At 44.1% G+C, this 18,736-nt stretch carries 15 protein-coding genes and 1 pseudogene; 12 read left to right on the plus strand and 4 right to left on the minus strand.

Features of this window, described 5'->3' with window-relative positions; all coding sequences use genetic code 11:
- Positions 1-52 precede the first annotated feature (52 nt).
- Positions 53-697 (plus strand): phosphoserine phosphatase SerB, encoded by a 645-nt coding sequence (serB, locus tag STRDD13_RS01050; RefSeq protein WP_231852532.1) that lies wholly within the window; start codon positions 53-55, stop codon positions 695-697.
- An 18-nt stretch (positions 698-715) separates the two neighbouring features.
- Entirely contained in the window at positions 716-1,852 is a 1,137-nt protein-coding gene (locus tag STRDD13_RS01055; protein WP_067100723.1) for a glycerate kinase, read from the plus strand.
- Between the two features lie 232 nt (positions 1,853-2,084).
- Here STRDD13_RS01055 and STRDD13_RS01060 read toward each other — a convergent pair whose 3' ends face one another.
- Complete coding sequence (locus tag STRDD13_RS01060; RefSeq protein WP_067100726.1) at positions 2,085-2,537, minus strand: DUF1694 domain-containing protein; 453 nt, start codon at positions 2,535-2,537, stop codon at positions 2,085-2,087.
- A gap of 162 nt (positions 2,538-2,699) precedes the next feature.
- On the opposite strand from STRDD13_RS01060, the gene eno reads away from it, so the two are divergent.
- Together eno and STRDD13_RS01070 are read left to right on the plus strand one after the other, a co-directional pair.
- Entirely contained in the window at positions 2,700-3,998 is a 1,299-nt protein-coding gene (gene eno / locus STRDD13_RS01065; RefSeq protein ID WP_067100728.1) for a surface-displayed alpha-enolase, read from the plus strand.
- A 622-nt stretch (positions 3,999-4,620) separates the two neighbouring features.
- Positions 4,621-4,947 carry a hypothetical protein gene (locus STRDD13_RS01070; protein ID WP_067100731.1) on the plus strand — a complete coding sequence of 109 codons (327 nt, stop codon included), beginning with the start codon at positions 4,621-4,623 and terminating at the stop codon, positions 4,945-4,947.
- Positions 4,948-4,963: 16 nt separating this feature from the next.
- Here STRDD13_RS01070 and STRDD13_RS01075 read toward each other — a convergent pair whose 3' ends face one another.
- A complete protein-coding gene (locus STRDD13_RS01075; protein WP_067100734.1) occupies positions 4,964-5,158 on the minus strand; it encodes a hypothetical protein in 195 nt (64 codons plus the stop codon).
- A 663-nt stretch (positions 5,159-5,821) separates the two neighbouring features.
- Between STRDD13_RS01075 and STRDD13_RS08930 the strand changes: the two genes are divergently transcribed.
- The 4 genes and pseudogenes from STRDD13_RS08930 to STRDD13_RS01090 all read left to right on the plus strand — a co-directional run bounded on the left by STRDD13_RS08930 (position 5,822) and on the right by STRDD13_RS01090 (position 7,959).
- Complete coding sequence (locus STRDD13_RS08930) at positions 5,822-5,914, plus strand: terminase small subunit (RefSeq protein ID WP_197457172.1); 93 nt, start codon at positions 5,822-5,824, stop codon at positions 5,912-5,914.
- A 46-nt stretch (positions 5,915-5,960) separates the two neighbouring features.
- Positions 5,961-6,950 (plus strand): annotated as a pseudogene (locus STRDD13_RS01080) (phage minor capsid protein); the annotation flags it as partial.
- Positions 6,947-7,138 carry a hypothetical protein gene (locus STRDD13_RS01085; protein WP_067100736.1) on the plus strand — a complete coding sequence of 64 codons (192 nt, stop codon included), beginning with the start codon at positions 6,947-6,949 and terminating at the stop codon, positions 7,136-7,138. The pseudogene STRDD13_RS01080 and the gene STRDD13_RS01085, both read left to right, overlap by 4 nt.
- A gap of 353 nt (positions 7,139-7,491) precedes the next feature.
- Positions 7,492-7,959, plus strand: a complete 468-nt coding sequence (locus STRDD13_RS01090; protein ID WP_197457132.1) for a hypothetical protein — start codon at positions 7,492-7,494, stop codon at positions 7,957-7,959.
- A 28-nt stretch (positions 7,960-7,987) separates the two neighbouring features.
- Here STRDD13_RS01090 and STRDD13_RS01095 read toward each other — a convergent pair whose 3' ends face one another.
- The gene (locus STRDD13_RS01095) at positions 7,988-8,173 is read right to left on the minus strand and encodes a hypothetical protein (protein WP_067100739.1); all 186 of its coding nucleotides are present in this window, start codon (positions 8,171-8,173) and stop codon (positions 7,988-7,990) included.
- Positions 8,174-8,316: 143 nt separating this feature from the next.
- Positions 8,317-9,327: a lactonase family protein gene (locus STRDD13_RS01100; protein ID WP_067100742.1), complete on the minus strand. Its 1,011-nt coding sequence runs from the start codon at positions 9,325-9,327 to the stop codon at positions 8,317-8,319.
- Between the two features lie 145 nt (positions 9,328-9,472).
- Here STRDD13_RS01100 and STRDD13_RS01105 point away from each other — a divergent pair, with 145 nt between their 5' ends.
- The 4 genes from STRDD13_RS01105 to addA all read left to right on the plus strand — a co-directional run.
- Positions 9,473-10,714, plus strand: coding sequence for a tetratricopeptide repeat protein (locus STRDD13_RS01105; protein WP_067100745.1), 1,242 nt, complete (start codon positions 9,473-9,475; stop codon positions 10,712-10,714).
- 69 nt (positions 10,715-10,783) lie between these two features.
- Positions 10,784-11,500, plus strand: a complete 717-nt coding sequence (gene budA / locus STRDD13_RS01110; protein WP_067100747.1) for an acetolactate decarboxylase — start codon at positions 10,784-10,786, stop codon at positions 11,498-11,500.
- Positions 11,501-11,881: 381 nt separating this feature from the next.
- Positions 11,882-15,133 (plus strand): ATP-dependent nuclease subunit B, encoded by a 3,252-nt coding sequence (gene rexB, locus STRDD13_RS01115; protein ID WP_067100750.1) that lies wholly within the window; start codon positions 11,882-11,884, stop codon positions 15,131-15,133.
- Positions 15,123-18,736, plus strand: a 3,614-nt coding sequence (gene addA, locus STRDD13_RS01120) for a helicase-exonuclease AddAB subunit AddA (RefSeq protein WP_082781153.1), incomplete at its 3' end; no start/stop codon positions are given. The genes rexB and addA, both read left to right, overlap by 11 nt.

Here is an 18,736-nt window from a genome sequence, read left to right on the forward strand (position 1 = left end):
GGAAAAGTGCTATACTCAATATAAGAAAGTTGATGATTCAGGAGGGACAGAATTGGTCAAAGGGTTAATCGTTTGTGATATGGATAGTACCTTGATAAAAGAAGAGGGGATTGACTGTCTGGCCCATAAGGTTGGAAAGGCAGAGGAGGTTTCAGCTTTGACAAGAGCGGCGATGGAAGGCAGAATGGACTTTGGGGACAGTCTGAAAAAGCGGGTAAATCTCTTAAGAGGGGTGGATCTTCAGACTGTTCTAGACCTTTCCCAGCAACTGACGTTTACAAATGGAGCGATCGAGCTTCTCCACTTGTTACGATTACAAGACTTTAAAATCGGAATCGCTTCAGGGGGTTTTCTACAAATGATGAAACCAGTCCTCCAAATGATCAAGCCAGACTATATCTTAGCCAATTCGTTTGAAATCAAGGATCACAAGCTAACTGGACGTTTGGATCGTCCTATCGTTAGTGCACAATCCAAAAAGGAGGCGGCTCTGCTTTGGGCTCAGGAGCTTCGTCTATCAGCTGATCAGATTGTCGCTATTGGTGATGGGGCAAATGATATCCCCCTTCTGCAAACAGCAGGGATCGGAATTGCTTTCTGTGCCAAGGAAGTGGTTCGAAACCAAGTCACCTATCACATCGAAGAGGCAAATCTCATGAAGGTGTGGGACCTACTTCAGTCTTTACATCGAATTTAGCAGAAAAGGAGTCAGCATATGCATATAGTCATTGCACCGGATTCGTTTAAAGAATCCTTAAGAGCAAAAGATGTAGCGATAGCTATCAAAAAAGGCTTTAAGAAAACCTTTCCCGAAGCTAGGTTTGACCTTCTTCCTCTGGGAGATGGAGGAGAAGGGACGGTAGAAGCGCTTGCTCAAATTCACCAATTGACGAAAAAAGAGGCAGTAGTCTCAGATGCCTTTGGCCACAAAAGAACGGTCTGTTATGCAAGTGATGGAGAGACGGCTATGTTTGAAATGGCATCCATCTGTGGTTTGGAGCAGATTCCGGTAGAAAAGCGTGATCCCCTCCAGCTTACTACAAGGGGAGTCGGAGAGTTGATCGTTCTATTAGCATCTGAAGGACACCAGGAAATCATCATAGGTGTGGGGGGCTCTGCAACGAATGACGGTGGGATTGGGATGGCTGCGGGATTGGGGTATCGCTTCTTGGATCAGGAAGGAAAGAGGCTCGACCCAATCGGCGCCTCCTTATCTCAGATTAAATCTATCGATGATTCCGAGCGGTGGACAGGACTAGAGCAGGTTAAAATCCAAGTTTTAACAGACGTCGCCAATCCCTTGTGTGGTCCAAATGGCGCTACAAACGTCTTTTCCCTACAGAAGGGAATGTGTCCCGAGCATCTCCAAGCGGTCGATGGAGCGTTACGAAATCTCTATCAAACCTTTTATCCGAATCTTTTGACTTTAAAAGGAGGAGGAGCTGGTGGCGGGATGGCGGCAGGTCTCGTTGCTTTTGCAAACGGTCAGATCCATCAAGGGATTGACGCTGTACTAGATCGAGCAAGGTTTGAAGCGCGTGTCGAGAAGGCTGACTTAGTAATCGTTGGAGAAGGTCGTCTGGACCGACAAAGTCTATCTGGAAAAACACCAATTGGCGTTGCTCGCAGGACACCGGATGGTATCCCGGTTCTTGCGATTTGTGGTAGTCTTAGCAAAGATCTTCCAGAGTTTCCATTTGAAAATATCCAAGCTGCCTTTTCCATCATCACGGAGGTGAGCAGTCGGGAGGAGATTTTTGCTGCCACATCGGACAATCTAGAGCGCTGTGCCCATCAAATTGCCAATCTGTTAAAGCTGGCAGGTTGGAATGGCCGGATGTTCAAAACTTAATGGGATCAAAAAAGGAGGCTGGGACAAAAGTCCTAGCCTCCTTTTTTGTTTTTGGATTGTCGAGCAAGACGCAGTGGTTGAGTGGGCTCTACTAGGCTGATTTCATCCGCTTTTACAGCCCGACTCAACTGTGCAGAGGTGGGACGACCAAATCGAATTCTAACGAATGACCGATTTCTGTCCCACTCTCTTTTTTAGATTCTGTTTTGCGAATGGAAATCTTACTCAACCCTTAATGGAATAATTTTCCCCAAAATGACGATTTTTTGGAGTTCTTTTTTTCTCCGTCTGGATGAAGCAATGTCGCATACCGGATGGTCAAATCCTTCTGTTCTTCTGATACCGGGTGATCGGTATGGATAATCAATCCAAAAGGGGAACGACTGCATTGGTCAGACACGATAGTCGCCGTACAAGCATGCTCGTGTGCGACTTTTAAGTAAAAAATTTGATAACTATTTTGTACATTTGGAGAAATCTTGATGGTGACTGGTTGATAAGCTGCTAGGATTTGCTCCAGCATACTTGAAAAGTTGTCACGAAACAGGGGACTATTGGCGTCAGCTATGCTGCATTCTCCGATTACACGTTCTTCATATGTTTCTAGAAATTTTTTTTGTTCATCCGGATGGAGCCGGTTTTCCCCGCTGGCCTTTTGGAGGATTTCATTTGTTAGATCTTTCATTCTTGCATTATATCATAAGTTTTTTTAAATAGCCAAAGGAAGCGATTACATCGAAAAAGGGAGCCTTTTTCCGCTTGAGATAGCTATTTTTCCTTGAAAAAAAGCACTTTTTAAGGTATGATAAGACTTGTAAATAATAAAAACTCAAAGGAGAGTAATCGAATGTCAATTATTACTGATGTTTACGCTCGCGAAGTCCTAGACTCACGCGGTAACCCTACACTTGAAGTTGAAGTGTATACTGAATCAGGTGCTATGGGTCGTGGTATGGTCCCTTCAGGAGCTTCAACTGGTGAGCACGAAGCTGTTGAACTCCGTGACGGAGACAAATCACGTTACCTTGGTCTTGGGACTCAAAAAGCTGTTGACAACGTAAACAATATTATTGCAGATGCGATTATTGGTTACGATGTACGTGAGCAACAAGCTATTGACCGTGCTATGATCGCGCTTGATGGAACTCCAAACAAAGGTAAATTAGGTGCAAATGCTATCCTTGGTGTGTCTATCGCCGTTGCTCGTGCAGCTGCAGACTACCTTGAAGTTCCTCTTTACACTTACCTTGGCGGATTCAACACAAAAGTGCTTCCAACTCCAATGATGAACATCATCAATGGTGGATCTCACTCAGACGCTCCAATTGCTTTCCAAGAATTCATGATTGTACCTGCAGGTGCACCTACCTTTAAAGAAGCACTTCGTTGGGGAGCTGAAATCTTCCATGCTCTTAAGAAAATCCTTAAAGGTCGTGGACTTGAAACAGCCGTAGGTGATGAAGGTGGATTCGCTCCTCGATTCGAGGGAACTGAAGACGGTGTAGAAACTATCCTTGCTGCGATTGAAGCTGCTGGATATGTACCAGGTAAAGATGTCTTCATCGGATTTGACTGTGCTTCATCAGAGTTTTACGAAGATGGAATCTACGACTATACTAAATTCGAAGGTGAAAAAGGTGCGAAACGTACAGCGGATGAGCAAATTGATTACCTTGAAGAATTGGTTAACAAATATCCAATCATCACGATCGAAGATGGTATGGATGAAAATGACTGGGATGGCTGGAAGAAATTGACAGAACGTCTTGGTGACAAGGTTCAATTGGTTGGTGACGACTTCTTCGTAACAAACACTGCTTACCTTGAAAAAGGTATTGCAGAACATGCTGCGAACTCAATCCTTATCAAAGTGAACCAAATCGGTACTTTGACAGAAACTTTCGATGCTATCGAAATGGCTAAAGAAGCTGGTTACACTGCCGTTGTATCACACCGTTCAGGTGAAACTGAAGATTCAACAATCGCTGATATCGCAGTTGCAACAAACGCAGGACAAATTAAGACTGGTTCATTGTCACGTACTGACCGTATCGCGAAATACAACCAATTGCTTCGCATTGAAGACCAATTGGGTGAAGTAGCTGAGTACCGTGGTTTGAAATCATTCTACAATCTTAAAAAATAAGCGTTGATACATTAACGTTTTAAAGGCCTACCTTATTAAAGGTGGGCCTTTTGTTTCTGTTCTAGAGTTGAATCTTTCATGTTTCGTGTAACATGAGTATATATTGATGTGGTCACTTGAGAATTAGCATGTCCTACCAAGAAAGGCTAAAGTTCAAGCAGGGAATATTATTTATGATTTGACTAAAAGTGACATGAGTTTACAAGACGCCTTACGTTACTTTGAAGATATCTATAGATCAAAAAGGCGTGGTCTTAATATAGCACTTATAAGGAAAGGTGACAAAATTTTAGGGATGTTGAAACCTAAAAAATAAAAGAGGCATCCGCGCTCCTATGGGTGCTCGAATTCCTCTTTTATTAAATTATACATTTTGATTCTATAAAAATCAAGACTGGTGAAACTGGTCTCTTTTGCGTCGAAGGGCTAGTTTGTGTTCTTCACTCTGAGCAGGTTCGAATTCTGCACGGCGCATTGTCCAAGCATTGATGACGTTAAAAGCCATGGATTATAATAACAGTCGTTGATGACTTAAAACATAGGAGGTTTGCAATGAATTCGAATCGTTTGCTACTTTAGAAGAGTGGAATGGAAAAAAATGGACTGAGCTGTTGAACGCACGATGAAATTTTTTATTGAAGCACTGGTATTAGCTGGTGATACCATGACTGGAGAGGAAGTCGATGGGAAAGATGTGGAAAAATCATTAAAAAATAAAGCTATCAGATCGTATTATAATCTCATCATCACCGCAACAAGCGGAACAAATGGGATGCCTTACTGTAATGATGACTTGGAAGAAGAAACTATGGGCGCTCCACGTGCAACAGGAACCGATTTGACATATGGCTATTCGGAAAGCGAATACCATCGCATGATAAATCAAGCGTTAATTGAGTTTGCGGAAGCTTATAAAAACGGGGTTTTGCTGGTATATAAAAAAAGCTAGGTCTGTGCCTAGCCTTTTATTTTAAGCGTTCGTTAATTAAGTCTTGCAATTCGTGCAAGTCTTCTGTTGTAGCAAGTGACCGAATGAACCCACGCGCATTCGAACGCCTACTTAAATAATTCTTATGCTCTTTATTTTTAGAAGCCCATCGTTTGTCAGCCTCTCGCTGACCTTCTGAGGTGCTGTACCCTTTGCGTTTCTTATCTGTCATATTATCTCCTTACTTTAAGAATGATATAATAAGATTTAGTATACTCAATCCTAAAGCGAGAGAAGCGATAATGATTGAACGTTTTTCTTTATCCATTGCATATACCTTTGTGACTATGATATAATCTAATCGAAGCCTTGGGGCTTTCGCCCCGTGACTTCTTAAAAGCTATTTGTGGAAGAGTTCTCTGACCAGTTTTATTAGTTCGATCAGGAAGATGCCAAGACTAATTTTATCTGCTGTAGAGAGCTTTTCTTTTTTGCGTTGACGCTTCATAGTCAATATCCTTTCTTTAGATTTCTTATCTGCGATTGTCCTTTCCTCAACCACATTTATAGTATATCATAGTCTAAATACTATGTCAACACTTTTCTTAAACTTTTTTATATTTTTTGGGAGTTTTTTGTCTATATAATGAGATATAATAGTAGTATGAAGCAATCGGGAGTTAACAGTCGATTGTCGTTACTCCTTGCAAAATGTGTTTTTTACCCGATTACTTGGGCCTGCAAGTTTTAAAAGGCTTGTGGGTCATAATAGCGTGCAGAAGCGTACGGCGCCTGCGACGCGAAAGGTCTAGTCAATCGCATGTCGGACTAGGTTTAATGTGCAACAAAGGTCAGCAAACGCTGGCTTTTTGTTTTTGAAATAGGAGGTGAGGATATTGGGCTAAATCAACGACAAAAGTTATTTGCTAGTGAGTATATAAAGCTAGGAAACGCTACACAAGCAGCTATCAACGCTGGCTATAGCTGAGGACAGTGGAGCAATTGGCGAGCAGAAGTTGAAATAAAAGTCTCTGCGCGCTTACCGTGAAATGCGTGCCCGTCCAGCTGAAGAGTTGGGGATAGATACCTTTTATTATTCTAAGAAAGCAAGCGCGAGAGCAGCATGCGCACCGCTTCAACATCGTATCGTCACCTTTGGGCCTGCTAGAGAGGTAGAAGGTGTAGAGGTCCTGTCTCTAGCTGATCATGGACATGGGACGCCTGCAGGGTGTTTGGGAATCAATTGTGGCCATATCTTGACCCCGTTCATACCAGGTGTTCATACGCTCCCTGGGCTTGGGCCGGATGTAGAGAATATTAGCCAAGAACAGGCGATAGAAAATGCCAACGCACAAGCCAAACAAAGAGCCTTAGAACGTTCAATCCGGTCGAACAAGGAAAAGCTTCACGTTGCCGAGAAGTTGGGCGACCAGGAACTAATCGATAAGTATAAAAACAAGATTAGGATCCAACAAGGAGCCATGAGAGACTATCTCAAGCAGCATCCGTTTCTTCGTCGTGATTACGCTAGGGAGAAGCACTATGATGACCCATTTAGCAAGGCGAAGAAAGAAGTTGAATTAAGGCGTGAACTAGCCAAACTGGAAAAGCACAGAGCAGAACAAAAAGAAATGCGTCAGCGTTTCACTTCTGCTGTGAAAGATGGTATAATTAAGACAGAAATCAACGAACAGAAACAAGCTGATCACATCAGAGGTACTAACGAATGGTATAGACGACTCGAGACTGACTTAGCCAATGGTAAGCAGTTTGAACCAAGTTATTTGACGGTATCAATGGAGGAGGCAGCTAAACTAATTAAACGTTATTCTGGGACAGGGCAGTTTAGGTACTCTGATAAAGACGGATATATTCCTAAAAAAGAGATTATCCAGCACGACGGCAAGATTGGTATATATATCGACCAATCTACAGGAGAGATGTTTGAAACTGACAGTTTTAGAATACACTACAGTAAAACAGGGGCACATATTGTCCCAACGCTTAGAGGTAAAAACCGATGAAGTTATGGCTATATGTTAGAAAAAACGTCAAAATTACACTAATTGATGGACAAATTGTGTCTGGCTTTGCCGAAGATTATTGTTCAGCGTCTGATAATGCTGAAGAAATTGATTCCTTGCTCGTAGATGTTGGAGGGAATCCAAGAGAATATTTCGAAAATGAAATCCTTGGCATTTCTTTAACTTAGCACTTAGTTCGATCTAGGTGCTTTTCTTATATCTAGAAGGGATAAAGACGATGTATCAATTGTTTAAAATAAAGAAGTGGTTTGTTAGAGAATTCCTATGTGTACATGATTATGTAGTGAAGGAACTTGGCGCTCACTCCTGCGCGGAATGCAAAAAATGTGGGAAAATAACAAGTACAAGCAAAATTTAATTATACCTAAAGCCGTAACTCCACGGCTTTTCTTATGCGCTCGAAAGGAACAGGGGGGTGATTTGTATGTTCTCCACTCTGAGCAGGTTCGAGTCCTGCAGGGCACTTAGACTTTATCCGCAGTCGGTAAAGAACGGAATATCAAAAAGCAGGAGGCCTATCGTGGCAGAAGAAATCCAACATACTGACCAGGCAGTTGACCCTGGAGAAAACCAAGTGCAAGAAAGCACAGAACAAACCAGGACATTCACTCAAGAAGAAGTGACCGGCCTGGTAGCAAAAGAATCCAAGAAAGCGCAAGAAAAAATCTTCAAAAGCCTAGGATTCGAAGATATCAAAAGCGCTAAGGAAGGATTCGAGAAGCTGAAAGCGTGGGAGGATTCTCAAAAGAGCGAATCAGAGAAAAATGCGGAAGCCCTTGCAATGAAGGAACAAGAATTAGCAGAGGCCTTATCTAGCAATAAGAATCTGGAAGCTAAGCTATCAGCTCTTACGTTAGGGGTGACGGCTGAGTCTGTTGACGATCTTATTTTTCTTAAACGTTGGACCGCGATTCAGGATTCGTTTGGAACAACCAAATTATCGGGGGAACTTAAGAGCTGGCTTTTATCCGTCAAAAAAACTCCATAACCAGATTGGTTATGGAGTCAGTGCTCATTTAGAAGAGGCCTTTGATTTTGTCTACTGCCCCGTTGACCAAGTCATTTCCTGAAACAAGTCCTTTTGCTTGTTCAAGGTAGTCCCCGAAATGATCCTTGTTGTCTTCGATAAATTTCTTTGCGCTATCGAAATCTTTCTTTTCGATGAGTTCTTTCACTTGGTTCAGTAAGTCGAGTGGATTCATTTGATCGTCTCCTAACATAATAATGATAAACGAGGCAAGTGCCTTCTTATTTATTGAATCATTTTTCGGAAGGTTTGACAATCAAAATGACTCGTTAAAATGACCGATCATCCTTCGTGCGAAAATGAAGAGGTCATTCAGGCTTATGCATCTCCAAACAATACAGAGGTTGCCTCAGGGATCAAGCAGTCGTCTGAGAGCAATGTCAGTTTACCATTGGCTGCATCACGTTGAAGTACGCTGACATTGTCGCTGTCTTGATGAGGAACGATGAGAAAGTGCTCATCTGGAGAGAGGGTGAAATCTCGAGGAGTGTGTCCACCAGTCTTGACAATCTCTAGAGGGACTAAGAGTCCATCTGCCCCAATGGAGAAACTTGCAATGGAATCATGTCCGCGGTTGGAAACATAGAGGAAACGACCATCACTAGAGATACGGATAGCTCCGCCTCCATTAAAACCGTCATAATCTTTGGGAATCAGAGACAATATCTGAATGGACTCAAAATCACCGTATCCGTCGTAAATGAGAACTTCAACAGTGGAATTCAGCTCACAAACCACGTAGGCCATTTTTTGGGAGGGATGAAAGACTAGGTGACGCGGTCCTGCACCTGGAGTGATCTGAAACTGGTCGATAGCTGTGAGTTTTCCTTCTTCAGAAATCTCATAGGTCACCAAGTGGTCCGTACCAAGATCACAGGTAACGAGATAGCGATCAGGCGTGAGATCAGCAAAGTGGACATGGCTGGAGGCTTGATTTTCATGAGGCCCTTGTCCTGAGTGCTGGACACAGTCAGCTAGGGTCAGCCTACCATTTTCTTCTTTTTTATAGACAAGGACTTGTCCCTTGTGATAGTTGGCAGCATAGACTAGTTGACGATCGTCATCCACGCTGACATAACAGTGAGGGGCTCCTTCTTGGACCACATGCTGGATGAGGTGAAAGTTCGGATCCCAGGCAGCGATTCCTCCTTTTTCATCCTTAGCACCTACGCTATAAGCGAATCCATCCGCTGCTATGGCGAGGTAAGTAGGGCTTGGTTCAGCGCCCAAAAGACGTGGCTGGGACAATTCTCCCGTTTTTTCATTAAAATCAGCCTGATAGATCCCTTGCGATAAGCGTCTCGTATAGGTTCCAAAATAAACTAACATACAGTAACCCCTCATGATTTTGATAGGTTTATTATATCACAAAAGATTTTTTAAAGGATGGAAGGAAAGGGAAGAAATACAGGAAAATTAGGTCAGAAAATGATACAATATAGGACGAACGAGTTTGTGAATGAAAGAGGCAAGGATGAACAATAGCGAAAAAATGATTCTCTCGATCCAATCTCAAGATTTGGAGCGGGCAAAAAAATATTTTAAAAGAGCGAGAAGCCAGGATGATCCAGAAGTTTTACTTGAGTTAGCGGTCTATCTGGAAGGGATTGGCTTTTTCTCTCAGGCGAAAACGCTCTACGAGCAACTTTTGCCGATTTACCCTGAATCCGCACTCCAGTTGGCGCAGATTGCAAACGACGATGGGAATGTCGAGGAGGCGTTTGCCTATCTCGAGCAGATTGGGTCAGAAAGTCCTTACTATCTCGAAGCCTTGCTTGTGAAGGCTGATTTGTATCAGTCAGAGGGATTGACGGATGTGGCAAGGGAAAAACTTCTTGAGGCGAGCCGTCTATCAGAGGAGGAGATAATCCGCTTTGGTTTGGCAGAGCTGGATATGGAGCTTGGCTTTTATCAGGAAGCGATCGAATGGTATGTTCAACTAAATCATGATGAACTGCTAGAGTTGACAGGTGTTTCTATTTACCAACGCATCGGGATAGCTTATGCTCGACTTGGACGCTTTGAAGTGGCCATTGAATATCTGGAGAAGTCGGTCGAGCTAGAATATGATGATACGACTTTATATGAGCTGGCTGTTTTATTGTATGATCAGGAAGAATATCAAAAGGCCAACCTTTACTTTAAGCAACTGGATACCCTGAACCCCGAATTTGAAGGGTATGAGTATCCTTATGCTCAGTCTCTTCATGCAGAACATCAGGTGGATCAGGCTATAACAATTGCGGAAAAGGGCTTGCAGAAAAATCAATATGATAGCCTGATGATGCTCTTAATCTCCCAGTATGCCTATGAGGCGCATGACCCAGAAAAAGCAGAGCGTTATCTCTTACTGGCAAAAGACAACGCTGAAGATCTCAATGAGGTCTTATTGCGTCTTTCGAATTTATATCTTGAACAAGAGCGGTATGAGGACGTGGTGGCGCTTGCTCAAGAAGAGTTTGAGAATGTCCTGACGCGCTGGAATCTTGCGAAGGCTTTTCGTGCCATAGAGGAAGACGATCGAGCGCTTACCTTGTACAAGGAACTCGAGGATGACTTAAAGGAAAACCCTGAATTTTTACAAGATATGGCCTTGTATCTGAAGCAACTGGGGGATCGCAAAGAGTCAGAGCGGTTATTAAAAGCCTATCTACAAAGGGTTCCAGATGATATGGACATGCAAGTGGCTTTAGAAGACTTGCAAGAGGAGTACTAAAGGAAGTTTTTCAAGATCTGGGAATCTTGATCGTGATTAGAACAGAGGAAACGAGGAAAGGAATCGTTCATGGAAATCAACACACTTTTCCAATACAATACATTAGGTGCCTTAATGGCGGGATTATACGGTGGTTCATTGACAGTAGGTGAATTGCTCGAACATGGAGATTTGGGATTAGGGACCTTGGATTCTATCGATGGGGAATTGATCGTTCTAGATGGGAAGGCCTATCAAGCTAAGGGATCAGGAGATCAGCCGGAAGTTGTGGAAGTGGCGGATGAGATGAAGGTTCCCTACGCAGCTGTCATTCATCATCAAGCAGAGGTGATCTTTCGGCAACGTTTTCCGATGACAGCAGAAGAACTTCAAAAGCGGATCGAGTCTTATTATGATGGAGAAAATTTATTTCGCTCCATCAAAATTGTTGGGGATTTCACTAAGATGCGTGTTCGGATGATTCCCAAATCCACAAGTGGAGAGAAATTTGCGGATGTTGCCACTCATCAACCAGAATATTCGACCGACAATATCTCGGGGACGATTGTGGGGATTTGGACGCCGGAGATATTTCACGGTGTATCAGTAGCGGGTTACCATCTTCATTTTATTTCAGATGATCATAGCTTTGGAGGGCATGTCATGGACTATGTCATCGATCATGGGATTATCGAAGTAGGGGCAGTTGATCAGCTGGATCAGCGTTTCCCTGTGCAGGATCGCCAATATCTCTTTGCCAAGTTTAATGCACAAGAAATTCGCAAGGACATTGAAAAGTCGGAGTAGGCGATAGAGAATGCTCTAAGGAGATTGGGTGAGGATAGAGAGGCTAGGACAACAGTCCTAGCCTCTTGTTTGTTTTTGGATTGTCGAGCAAGACGCAGGGGTTGAGTGGGCTCTACGAGGCTGATTTTATCCGCTTCTACAACCCGACTCAACTGTGAGGAGGTGGGGTGACGAAATCGCATTCTAACGAATGAGCGATTTCTGTCCCACATTCTTCTCTTGTTTTTTAAAATCATCTCTAGTCTAGCTCATTTTCCATCCGGACTTTTAACTATAAATGGTATAATAGGGGTAGTTTTTACTTGGCTTTCAAGCACGATCGGTCTGTTGCTCAGTCCTTGAAAATGCTAGGAAGAAATCATGTGATGGGTGGAGAGAAGAATGGGATTGGAACTCTTATATACAGATGTCAAACAGAATTTAACAGAAATTTTAGCTCAGCGTGCCCAGGGAGCTGCGGACCAAGGACGACGGGTCTTTTATATTGCCCCCAACTCTTTGTCCTTTGAGAAAGAGCGAACCGTACTATCGCTCCTGCCTCAAAGAGCTTCTTTTGCCATTACTGTGACGCGCTTTTCTCAGATGGCACGTTATTTTGTCTTAGATGAGGTCCAAACACTGGAAAACTTGGATGAGCGAGGCTTGTCTATGGTCTTTTACAGGGCCCTCAGTCAGCTAAAAGACAGTGATTTACAGGTTTTTGGACGGTTACGCTTGGAACCAGGATTCATTTCCCAGCTGGTTAGTCTCTATCAAGAGTTACAAAGATCACAGATGACGGTCGCTGATTTAACAGGGCTCAATCCTCAGGAGAAGCAGGCTGATTTTCAGTTGATTTTTGATCGTGTAGAGACTATTTTGGCGGAGGAAGCTTATGGCCAAATCAGTCAATTGGGACTGATGCAGGCGGCTCTTCGACGCGGAGATATGGACCAGACTCTGCAGAAGGTGACAGTAGTGATTGATGGTTTTACACGCTTCTCGGCTGAAGAAGATGCCCTGCTTTCTCTCATGGTGGAAAAGGGAGCAGAAGTCATCATAGGGGGTTATATGAGTCAGCGGGCTTGGAAGACACCCTATGCAGATGGGAATGTGTATCAAGCCAGTATTGCTTTTATGCGGGATCTTTCCTTCCGTTTTCAGGTATCACCGACTTACGTAGAAGCTGATCATCAACTGAATGGTCCTAGCTCCTTTGAAAAAATAACTCGTTTATTTGAAGCGGCCTATGATTTTAGCCAAACAGATGTTCGTTTGGATGATGCGGACCGTGAGGCGATTCAGCTTTGGACCATGCCTAGCCTCGAAGAAGAGTTAGAAGTCATTGCGACAAGTATTCGTGAGAAGCTTTTTGAGGGCTACCGTTACAAGGATATCACTGTTCTCTTAGGTGATGTTGAGGCCTACCGTTTACCTTTGGGGAAAGTGTTTCGCAAGTATGACATTCCGTTTAATTTAGCGCGAGCTGAGTCCATGGCTAGTCATCCTTTGGTTCATTTTGTGGAGAGCCTAGCTCGTACCCTCCACTATCATTTCCGTCAAGAAGATGTGGTGAATCTGTTGAAGTCTGGCCTTTATGGAGACATTCGCGAGGACCAACTCGATCAGTTGGATGACTATCTTCGCTATGCGGACATCCAGGGGGATGCTTTTTTCACCCCCTTTACAGCCAGTCGGTCGGGAGCGTATGATCTAGAAGTGTTAAATGCCTTACGCAAAGAAGTCATGGCGCCGATGCTTGCCCTCCGAAAAGGAGCAAAGGGAGGGAATGGACGACAGGCTATGTCCACTTTGATGGCTTTCTTTGAAGCAGTTTCTTTAGCAGAGCGTTTCCAAAAGATGGTGGAGGAAGATCTGGCACAATCAGTCGAGCGACATGAGGAAGTTTGGAAAGTTTTCTCTAGTATCTTAGAACAGGCTCATCGACTGTTTGCCAGTGTTGATTTATCAGTAGAAGACTTGCTGGATATCCTGAGTACGGCCTTGTTAACAGCTGATTACCGGACGGTACCGGCGACGGTTGATGTCGTGTCTGTACGCTCATATGACCTAGTTCAGCCCCATCAGAATCGTTTGGTTTATGCTGTGGGAATGTCCCGCCAGTATTTCCCCAAAATTGCAGAAAATGACAGTTTGCTTTCGGATGAGGAGCGCCAGATCATCAACGAAACGACAGATGATGGCAAACGATTGGATCTGGTTAGTCAGGAGAATACCCAGAAAAATCTATATACGGCCTTGTCTTTATTGAACGCTGCACGTGAGCGACTGATTATCAGCCAACCGCGATTTGATGGGGAGTCCGAGTTGATGCTGTCACCTTATGTCCAACATCTGGTAGGATGGGGCATCCCGATGCAAGCTAAAACGATCTCACCCAATCGTCTGGAAGCAAGTGATATTGGAAATGCCAAGTCCCTTTTATCGCGGCTGATCACCTATCATCAGTTAGAGGTGGACCAAGAAGTGAGTGAGGATCGTCGGACCTTCTGGACAGTTGCTAGAAGGTACCTTAGTCGTTATTTGGAAGAGAAAGGATTGCGCTTGCCGGGATTTGAGAGACGGTTGACAACCAGGCCGTTGACACCCGAAGTGACCGCCTTGCGTTTTCCCAAAGACAAACCCTTACTCTTGTCCGCATCTGCCGTAACCAGCTTTTATAATAATCAATACAAGTATTATTTACAGTATGTATTGGGCTTACAGGAACCAGCGAGTATTCATCCAGATCATCGCCAGTATGGAACTTATTTACACCGAGTCTTTGAGAGAACCTTAGGGGATCGGACGGATCGATCGTTTGATGACAAACTAGAGACGGCTATTCGGGAGACCAATGGAGAAGCCGAATTCGCGAGTGCCTTTCGTTTAGATGGTCAGGCTCGGTATAGTTTAGCACGCTTGGAAATGATCGCACGTGCGACGGGTCAGGTCTTGGCGGATGATTCTTTGGTGACCCCGCAGATTGAAGAGGCACCGTTTCATATTAAGCTGAGTAAAGAATTGGAGCTACAGGGGATGATTGACCGGATTGACCGGATGGAAAATTCCGGTTTGACAGGGATCGTTGATTATAAATCCAGTCGACAAATATTTGATATAGAGCGTTTTTACAATGGAATGAGCCCTCAGTTGATCACCTATATCCAGGCCTTACTAGCGCAAGGTCTAGACTTGAAGAAGATTTTTGGTGCCATGTATTTACAGATGCAGGCTCCTCAGGTCAAGCTCAAGGAATTGAAAACATTGGATGATGCCCATGAACTTTTGAAAAAGAGCTTGACTTATCAGGGCGTTTTTCTTAAAGAAACAGCGAGTCAGTTGAGCGAGGGCCCGTATAGTATCTCGCCTAGCACGAGTTTTGCTCTTGAGGACATGCAACAACTGGTGTCCTATAATCGTCACCTGCTAGAAGAAGCCAATCGAGTGATTCGGTCTGGTCATTTTATGATCAACCCTTATACTGAGGATGGTCGATCTGTCCAAGGCGACCAGTTGAAAGCCATTACCCATTTTGAGGCTGACTTGCATCTCGCTCAGGCTAGACCTTTTGTAAAGCTAAACAGTAAGAGGGGGCAAAAAAATAATGATTATATCGCCCGTATTGGAGAGGAGTTGAAGCATGAGTCTTAAACCATTTTTGAATAAGGAAGAGATTGCAGCGCTAAAAGAGCAAGAAGCCCAATCGGACAAGGTTCAAAAGCGAACACCTGAGCAAATTGAAGCCATCTATCGTCATGGGAATAACATCCTAGTGTCTGCGTCTGCAGGATCTGGAAAAACCTTTGTCATGGTGGAGCGGATCGTAGATATGGTGATGCGAGGAGTTTCGATAGATCAGCTCTTTATCTCGACCTTTACCGTGAAGGCGGCGCGTGAACTAAAGGAGCGTCTGGAGAAAAAACTCCACCAGGCGGTCCAATTGACCGAAGACCAGTCTCTCCGCCAATTTCTTCATCAGCAGATCAATCTTCTTCAGACGGCAGATATTGGGACGATGGATGCTTTTACGCAAAAGTTTGTCAACCGGTACGGTTACACGATAGGGATACCACCTCATTTTCGCATTATGGCAGATGCGAGTGAGCAGGAACTGGTACGGCGACGAGCCTTTGATGCCTGCTTTGAATCGTATATCGCTGGAGCAGATGGAGAGACCTTTCAACGCATGGTAGCGAATTTTAACCAAGGACGTAAGGAACCATCGGCTTTCCGCGAGCTTGTATTTACGATTTATAACTTTAGTCAGTCTACCGCTGCTCCAGCTCAATGGATGCAGGAAACTTTTTTAAAGGGTGTCTTGGATCAAAAGGATCAAGAAAAGTATTTGTCCCAGTTGACAATAGATGCGCGTGACAGTCTAATTGACTTTCGGAGCTTTCTGTTGCATCATGCTGAAGATGCTCAACTTGCTTACCAAGGGGGGAAGAATCCAGCTTATATCAGCAATGTCGAAACCATCCTAGAGATCCTGTCGTCCCTCACAGCAGTGTCCGATCAAAAAGCGGTAGAAGATCTGCTTGCAAGAACTGTACAAGTGGCGACAAGCTCACGTGGTCAGGCCCTAGTTGCTCGGAAGTCTCCCAAAGAAGATGAGTCCCTTAAGTCCTTTAAAGAAGAGTTTAATGAAGAGCGGAAAAACTTAGTAGCTGGATTGAAATCTATCCAGCAAACTATGTTTGAGCTAGGAGTGGTCATCCGCTATCAAGATCAACTGCTACCCTATTTGAGGTTGTTGCAAGACTTTGTCCTAGCCTTTTCCAAATGTTATCTGACAGAAAAACGTCAAGAAGGAGCTTTTGAATTTTCAGATATCAGTCATTTTGCGATTGAAATTTTAGAAAATCAGGCAGAAATTCGCCAACTATTTAGAGAGCGTTATGTCGAAGTGATGGTCGATGAGTACCAGGACAACAACCATACTCAGGAAAAAATGTTGGAACTCCTCTCCAATGGCCATAACCGTTTTATGGTTGGCGATATGAAGCAGTCCATCTATCGATTTCGTCAGGCAGACCCTCAGATTTTTAACCAAACATTCAAGACATTTCAAACCAATCCCCAGGCTGGGCACTTGATTTTGCTGAAAGAAAATTTTAGAAGCCAGTCAGAAGTTTTAGACAGTACCAACGGACTCTTTCGTCATCTGATGGATGAGGAAATCGGGGATATCGTCTATGACGGAATTCATGAGTTGGTAGCTGGGAGTCCAAAACAAAAGGAAGTCCACCCGGAACATCAGACACAGGTATTGATCTATGATGATAGTCAGTCCGATCCATCTGATGTTGCAACAAATGATGATGAAACAAGCCTTCTTGACCCAGGTCAGGTTAGATTGGTAGCTCAGGAAATTCTGAGGTTGGTCCGGGAGGACGGAGTTTCTTTTTCAGACATTACCCTTTTAGTTCCTAGTCGTACGCGCAATGACTGGATTATCCGAGCCTTTGACCGTCTAGGAATCCCCTTGGTGGTTGATGGAGGAGCGGCCTCTTATCTCCAGTCGGTGGAAGTGATGGTGATGCTGGATACCTTACGTAGTTTAGACAACCCTTTGCAAGATTACGCTCTCGTAGCTCTTCTTAAGTCCAGTATGTTTGCCTTTGATGAAGATGAGTTAGCTCGGATTGCCTTGCAAGAGACTAGGGAAGATCAAAAAGCCCATAAGACGATTAAGTTACGGTTTTATCAAAAAATCCAACTGGCCCTTTCGGGCCAAGGGAGTCAACCAGCTCTCATCTCTGCGAATTTTCGAGAAAAATTGTCACAATTTGAAACAACTTTTCAACGTTGGCGTGATCTAGCAAAGAAAGTCAGTCTCTTTGAATTGATTTGGACCATTTACCAGGATCGATTTTACTATGATGCAGTGGGGCTTCTACCAAATGCAGCCCAAAGGCAAGCAAATCTGTCTGCCTTAGCACAACGGGCAGAACAGTTTGAACGAACAGGCTTCAAAGGCTTGACACGCTTTATCGCCATGATTGACAAGATTTTAGCCAGCCAGCATGACCTGGCTAATGTCACGGTGGCTCCTCCTGAAAATGCGGTCTCGTTAATGACGATTCACAGTAGTAAGGGACTAGAATTCCCCTATGTCTTTATCCTCCATGCGGATAAGAAATTCAATCGTCAAGACTTATCCTCTCCTGTGATCCTTAATCGGGACCAAGGGATTGGCGCGACTTATATAGCAGATCTTAAAGAAGCATTGCCTGAAAGCCATCTAAAGCAAGTACCTGTTGAAATGGAAACGGTCACCTATCGTATCTTGCGTGATCTGGAGCGTCGTGCCTATCTTTCCGAACAGATGAGACTGCTTTATGTGGCGATGACCCGGGCAGAGAAGCGGCTCTATATCATCGGAAAAGGTCGGAAAGAAAAACTGATGAACGCCCCTTCTCCTAAGCATTCTGAAGGTCGCATATCCCTCAAGGAACGTGAGAATTATAGTTCTTTCCAGGATTGGTTTGTAGCGGTTGGTCAAGCTTTTTCAGAAAATGACTGTCAGTATCAGATTCGGTTTGTCAGCGACCAAGACCTCACGCTAGAAGAAGCTCTCCCTCAGGATCTCATTCCCCAAGAGAGAGCGAAAGACCAGGCCAACAATCGTCAAAGCCAAGACATAGCTGATGCTCTCAAGCGATTGGAGGCGGTTGATCAGCTGAATCAGAAGTATCAGACGGCGATTGATCTACCTTCTGTTCGCACACCTAGCCAGGTTAAAAAGTACTATGAACCGGTTCTTGAGACAGAAGGCGTTGTTTTAGATGGGGTACGACCTGACCGTGCCCAGGAGAACAAAACCTTCACATTACCAATTTTAGGAGCTAAACCTCAGGTCACAGGTGCTGCCGTTGGAGCCGCCACCCACGAACTCCTCCAACGCGTTCCCCTATCAGAAGAAGTAAATCTATTTGATTTAGAAGCAGCCTTAGCGGCTGTAGATGCTCCAGAAGAAGTCAAAAATCAAGTCAAGCTAGATAAGATTGCAGCCTTTTTCGAGTGGGAAGAGCTCGGACAACTCATTCAGCAGGAGCATGAGAAGGTCTATCGAGAAGCGCCCTTTGCCATGCTCGAGACAGATCCGATCTCTAAGGAAGCCTATGTCATCCGGGGGATTATAGACGGTTATATAGTATTGGAAGATCGGATTGTTCTTTTTGATTATAAAACGGACCATTACCGTCATCCGGAAGCATTAGCCGAACGTTACCGTGGTCAGATGGCCCTATA

This window comes from Streptococcus sp. DD13, assembly GCF_001578875.1.
In the GTDB taxonomy this organism is placed as follows: Bacteria; Bacillota; Bacilli; order Lactobacillales; family Streptococcaceae; genus Streptococcus.

What these genes read in the sequence shown, in the direction of transcription:
- STRDD13_RS01055 (WP_067100723.1), top strand. Translation starts at nt 716, where the DNA reads ATGCATATAGTCATTGCACCGGATTCGTTTAAAGAATCCTTAAGAGCA.
- STRDD13_RS01060 (WP_067100726.1), bottom strand. Translation starts at nt 2,537, where the DNA reads ATGAAAGATCTAACAAATGAAATCCTCCAAAAGGCCAGCGGGGAAAAC.
- eno (WP_067100728.1), top strand. Translation starts at nt 2,700, where the DNA reads ATGTCAATTATTACTGATGTTTACGCTCGCGAAGTCCTAGACTCACGC.
- STRDD13_RS01070 (WP_067100731.1), top strand. Translation starts at nt 4,621, where the DNA reads ATGAAATTTTTTATTGAAGCACTGGTATTAGCTGGTGATACCATGACT.
- STRDD13_RS01075 (WP_067100734.1), bottom strand. Translation starts at nt 5,158, where the DNA reads ATGACAGATAAGAAACGCAAAGGGTACAGCACCTCAGAAGGTCAGCGA.
- STRDD13_RS01085 (WP_067100736.1), top strand. Translation starts at nt 6,947, where the DNA reads ATGAAGTTATGGCTATATGTTAGAAAAAACGTCAAAATTACACTAATT.
- STRDD13_RS01095 (WP_067100739.1), bottom strand. Translation starts at nt 8,173, where the DNA reads ATGAATCCACTCGACTTACTGAACCAAGTGAAAGAACTCATCGAAAAG.
- STRDD13_RS01100 (WP_067100742.1), bottom strand. Translation starts at nt 9,327, where the DNA reads ATGTTAGTTTATTTTGGAACCTATACGAGACGCTTATCGCAAGGGATC.
- STRDD13_RS01105 (WP_067100745.1), top strand. Translation starts at nt 9,473, where the DNA reads ATGAACAATAGCGAAAAAATGATTCTCTCGATCCAATCTCAAGATTTG.
- budA (WP_067100747.1), top strand. Translation starts at nt 10,784, where the DNA reads ATGGAAATCAACACACTTTTCCAATACAATACATTAGGTGCCTTAATG.
- rexB (WP_067100750.1), top strand. Translation starts at nt 11,882, where the DNA reads ATGGGATTGGAACTCTTATATACAGATGTCAAACAGAATTTAACAGAA.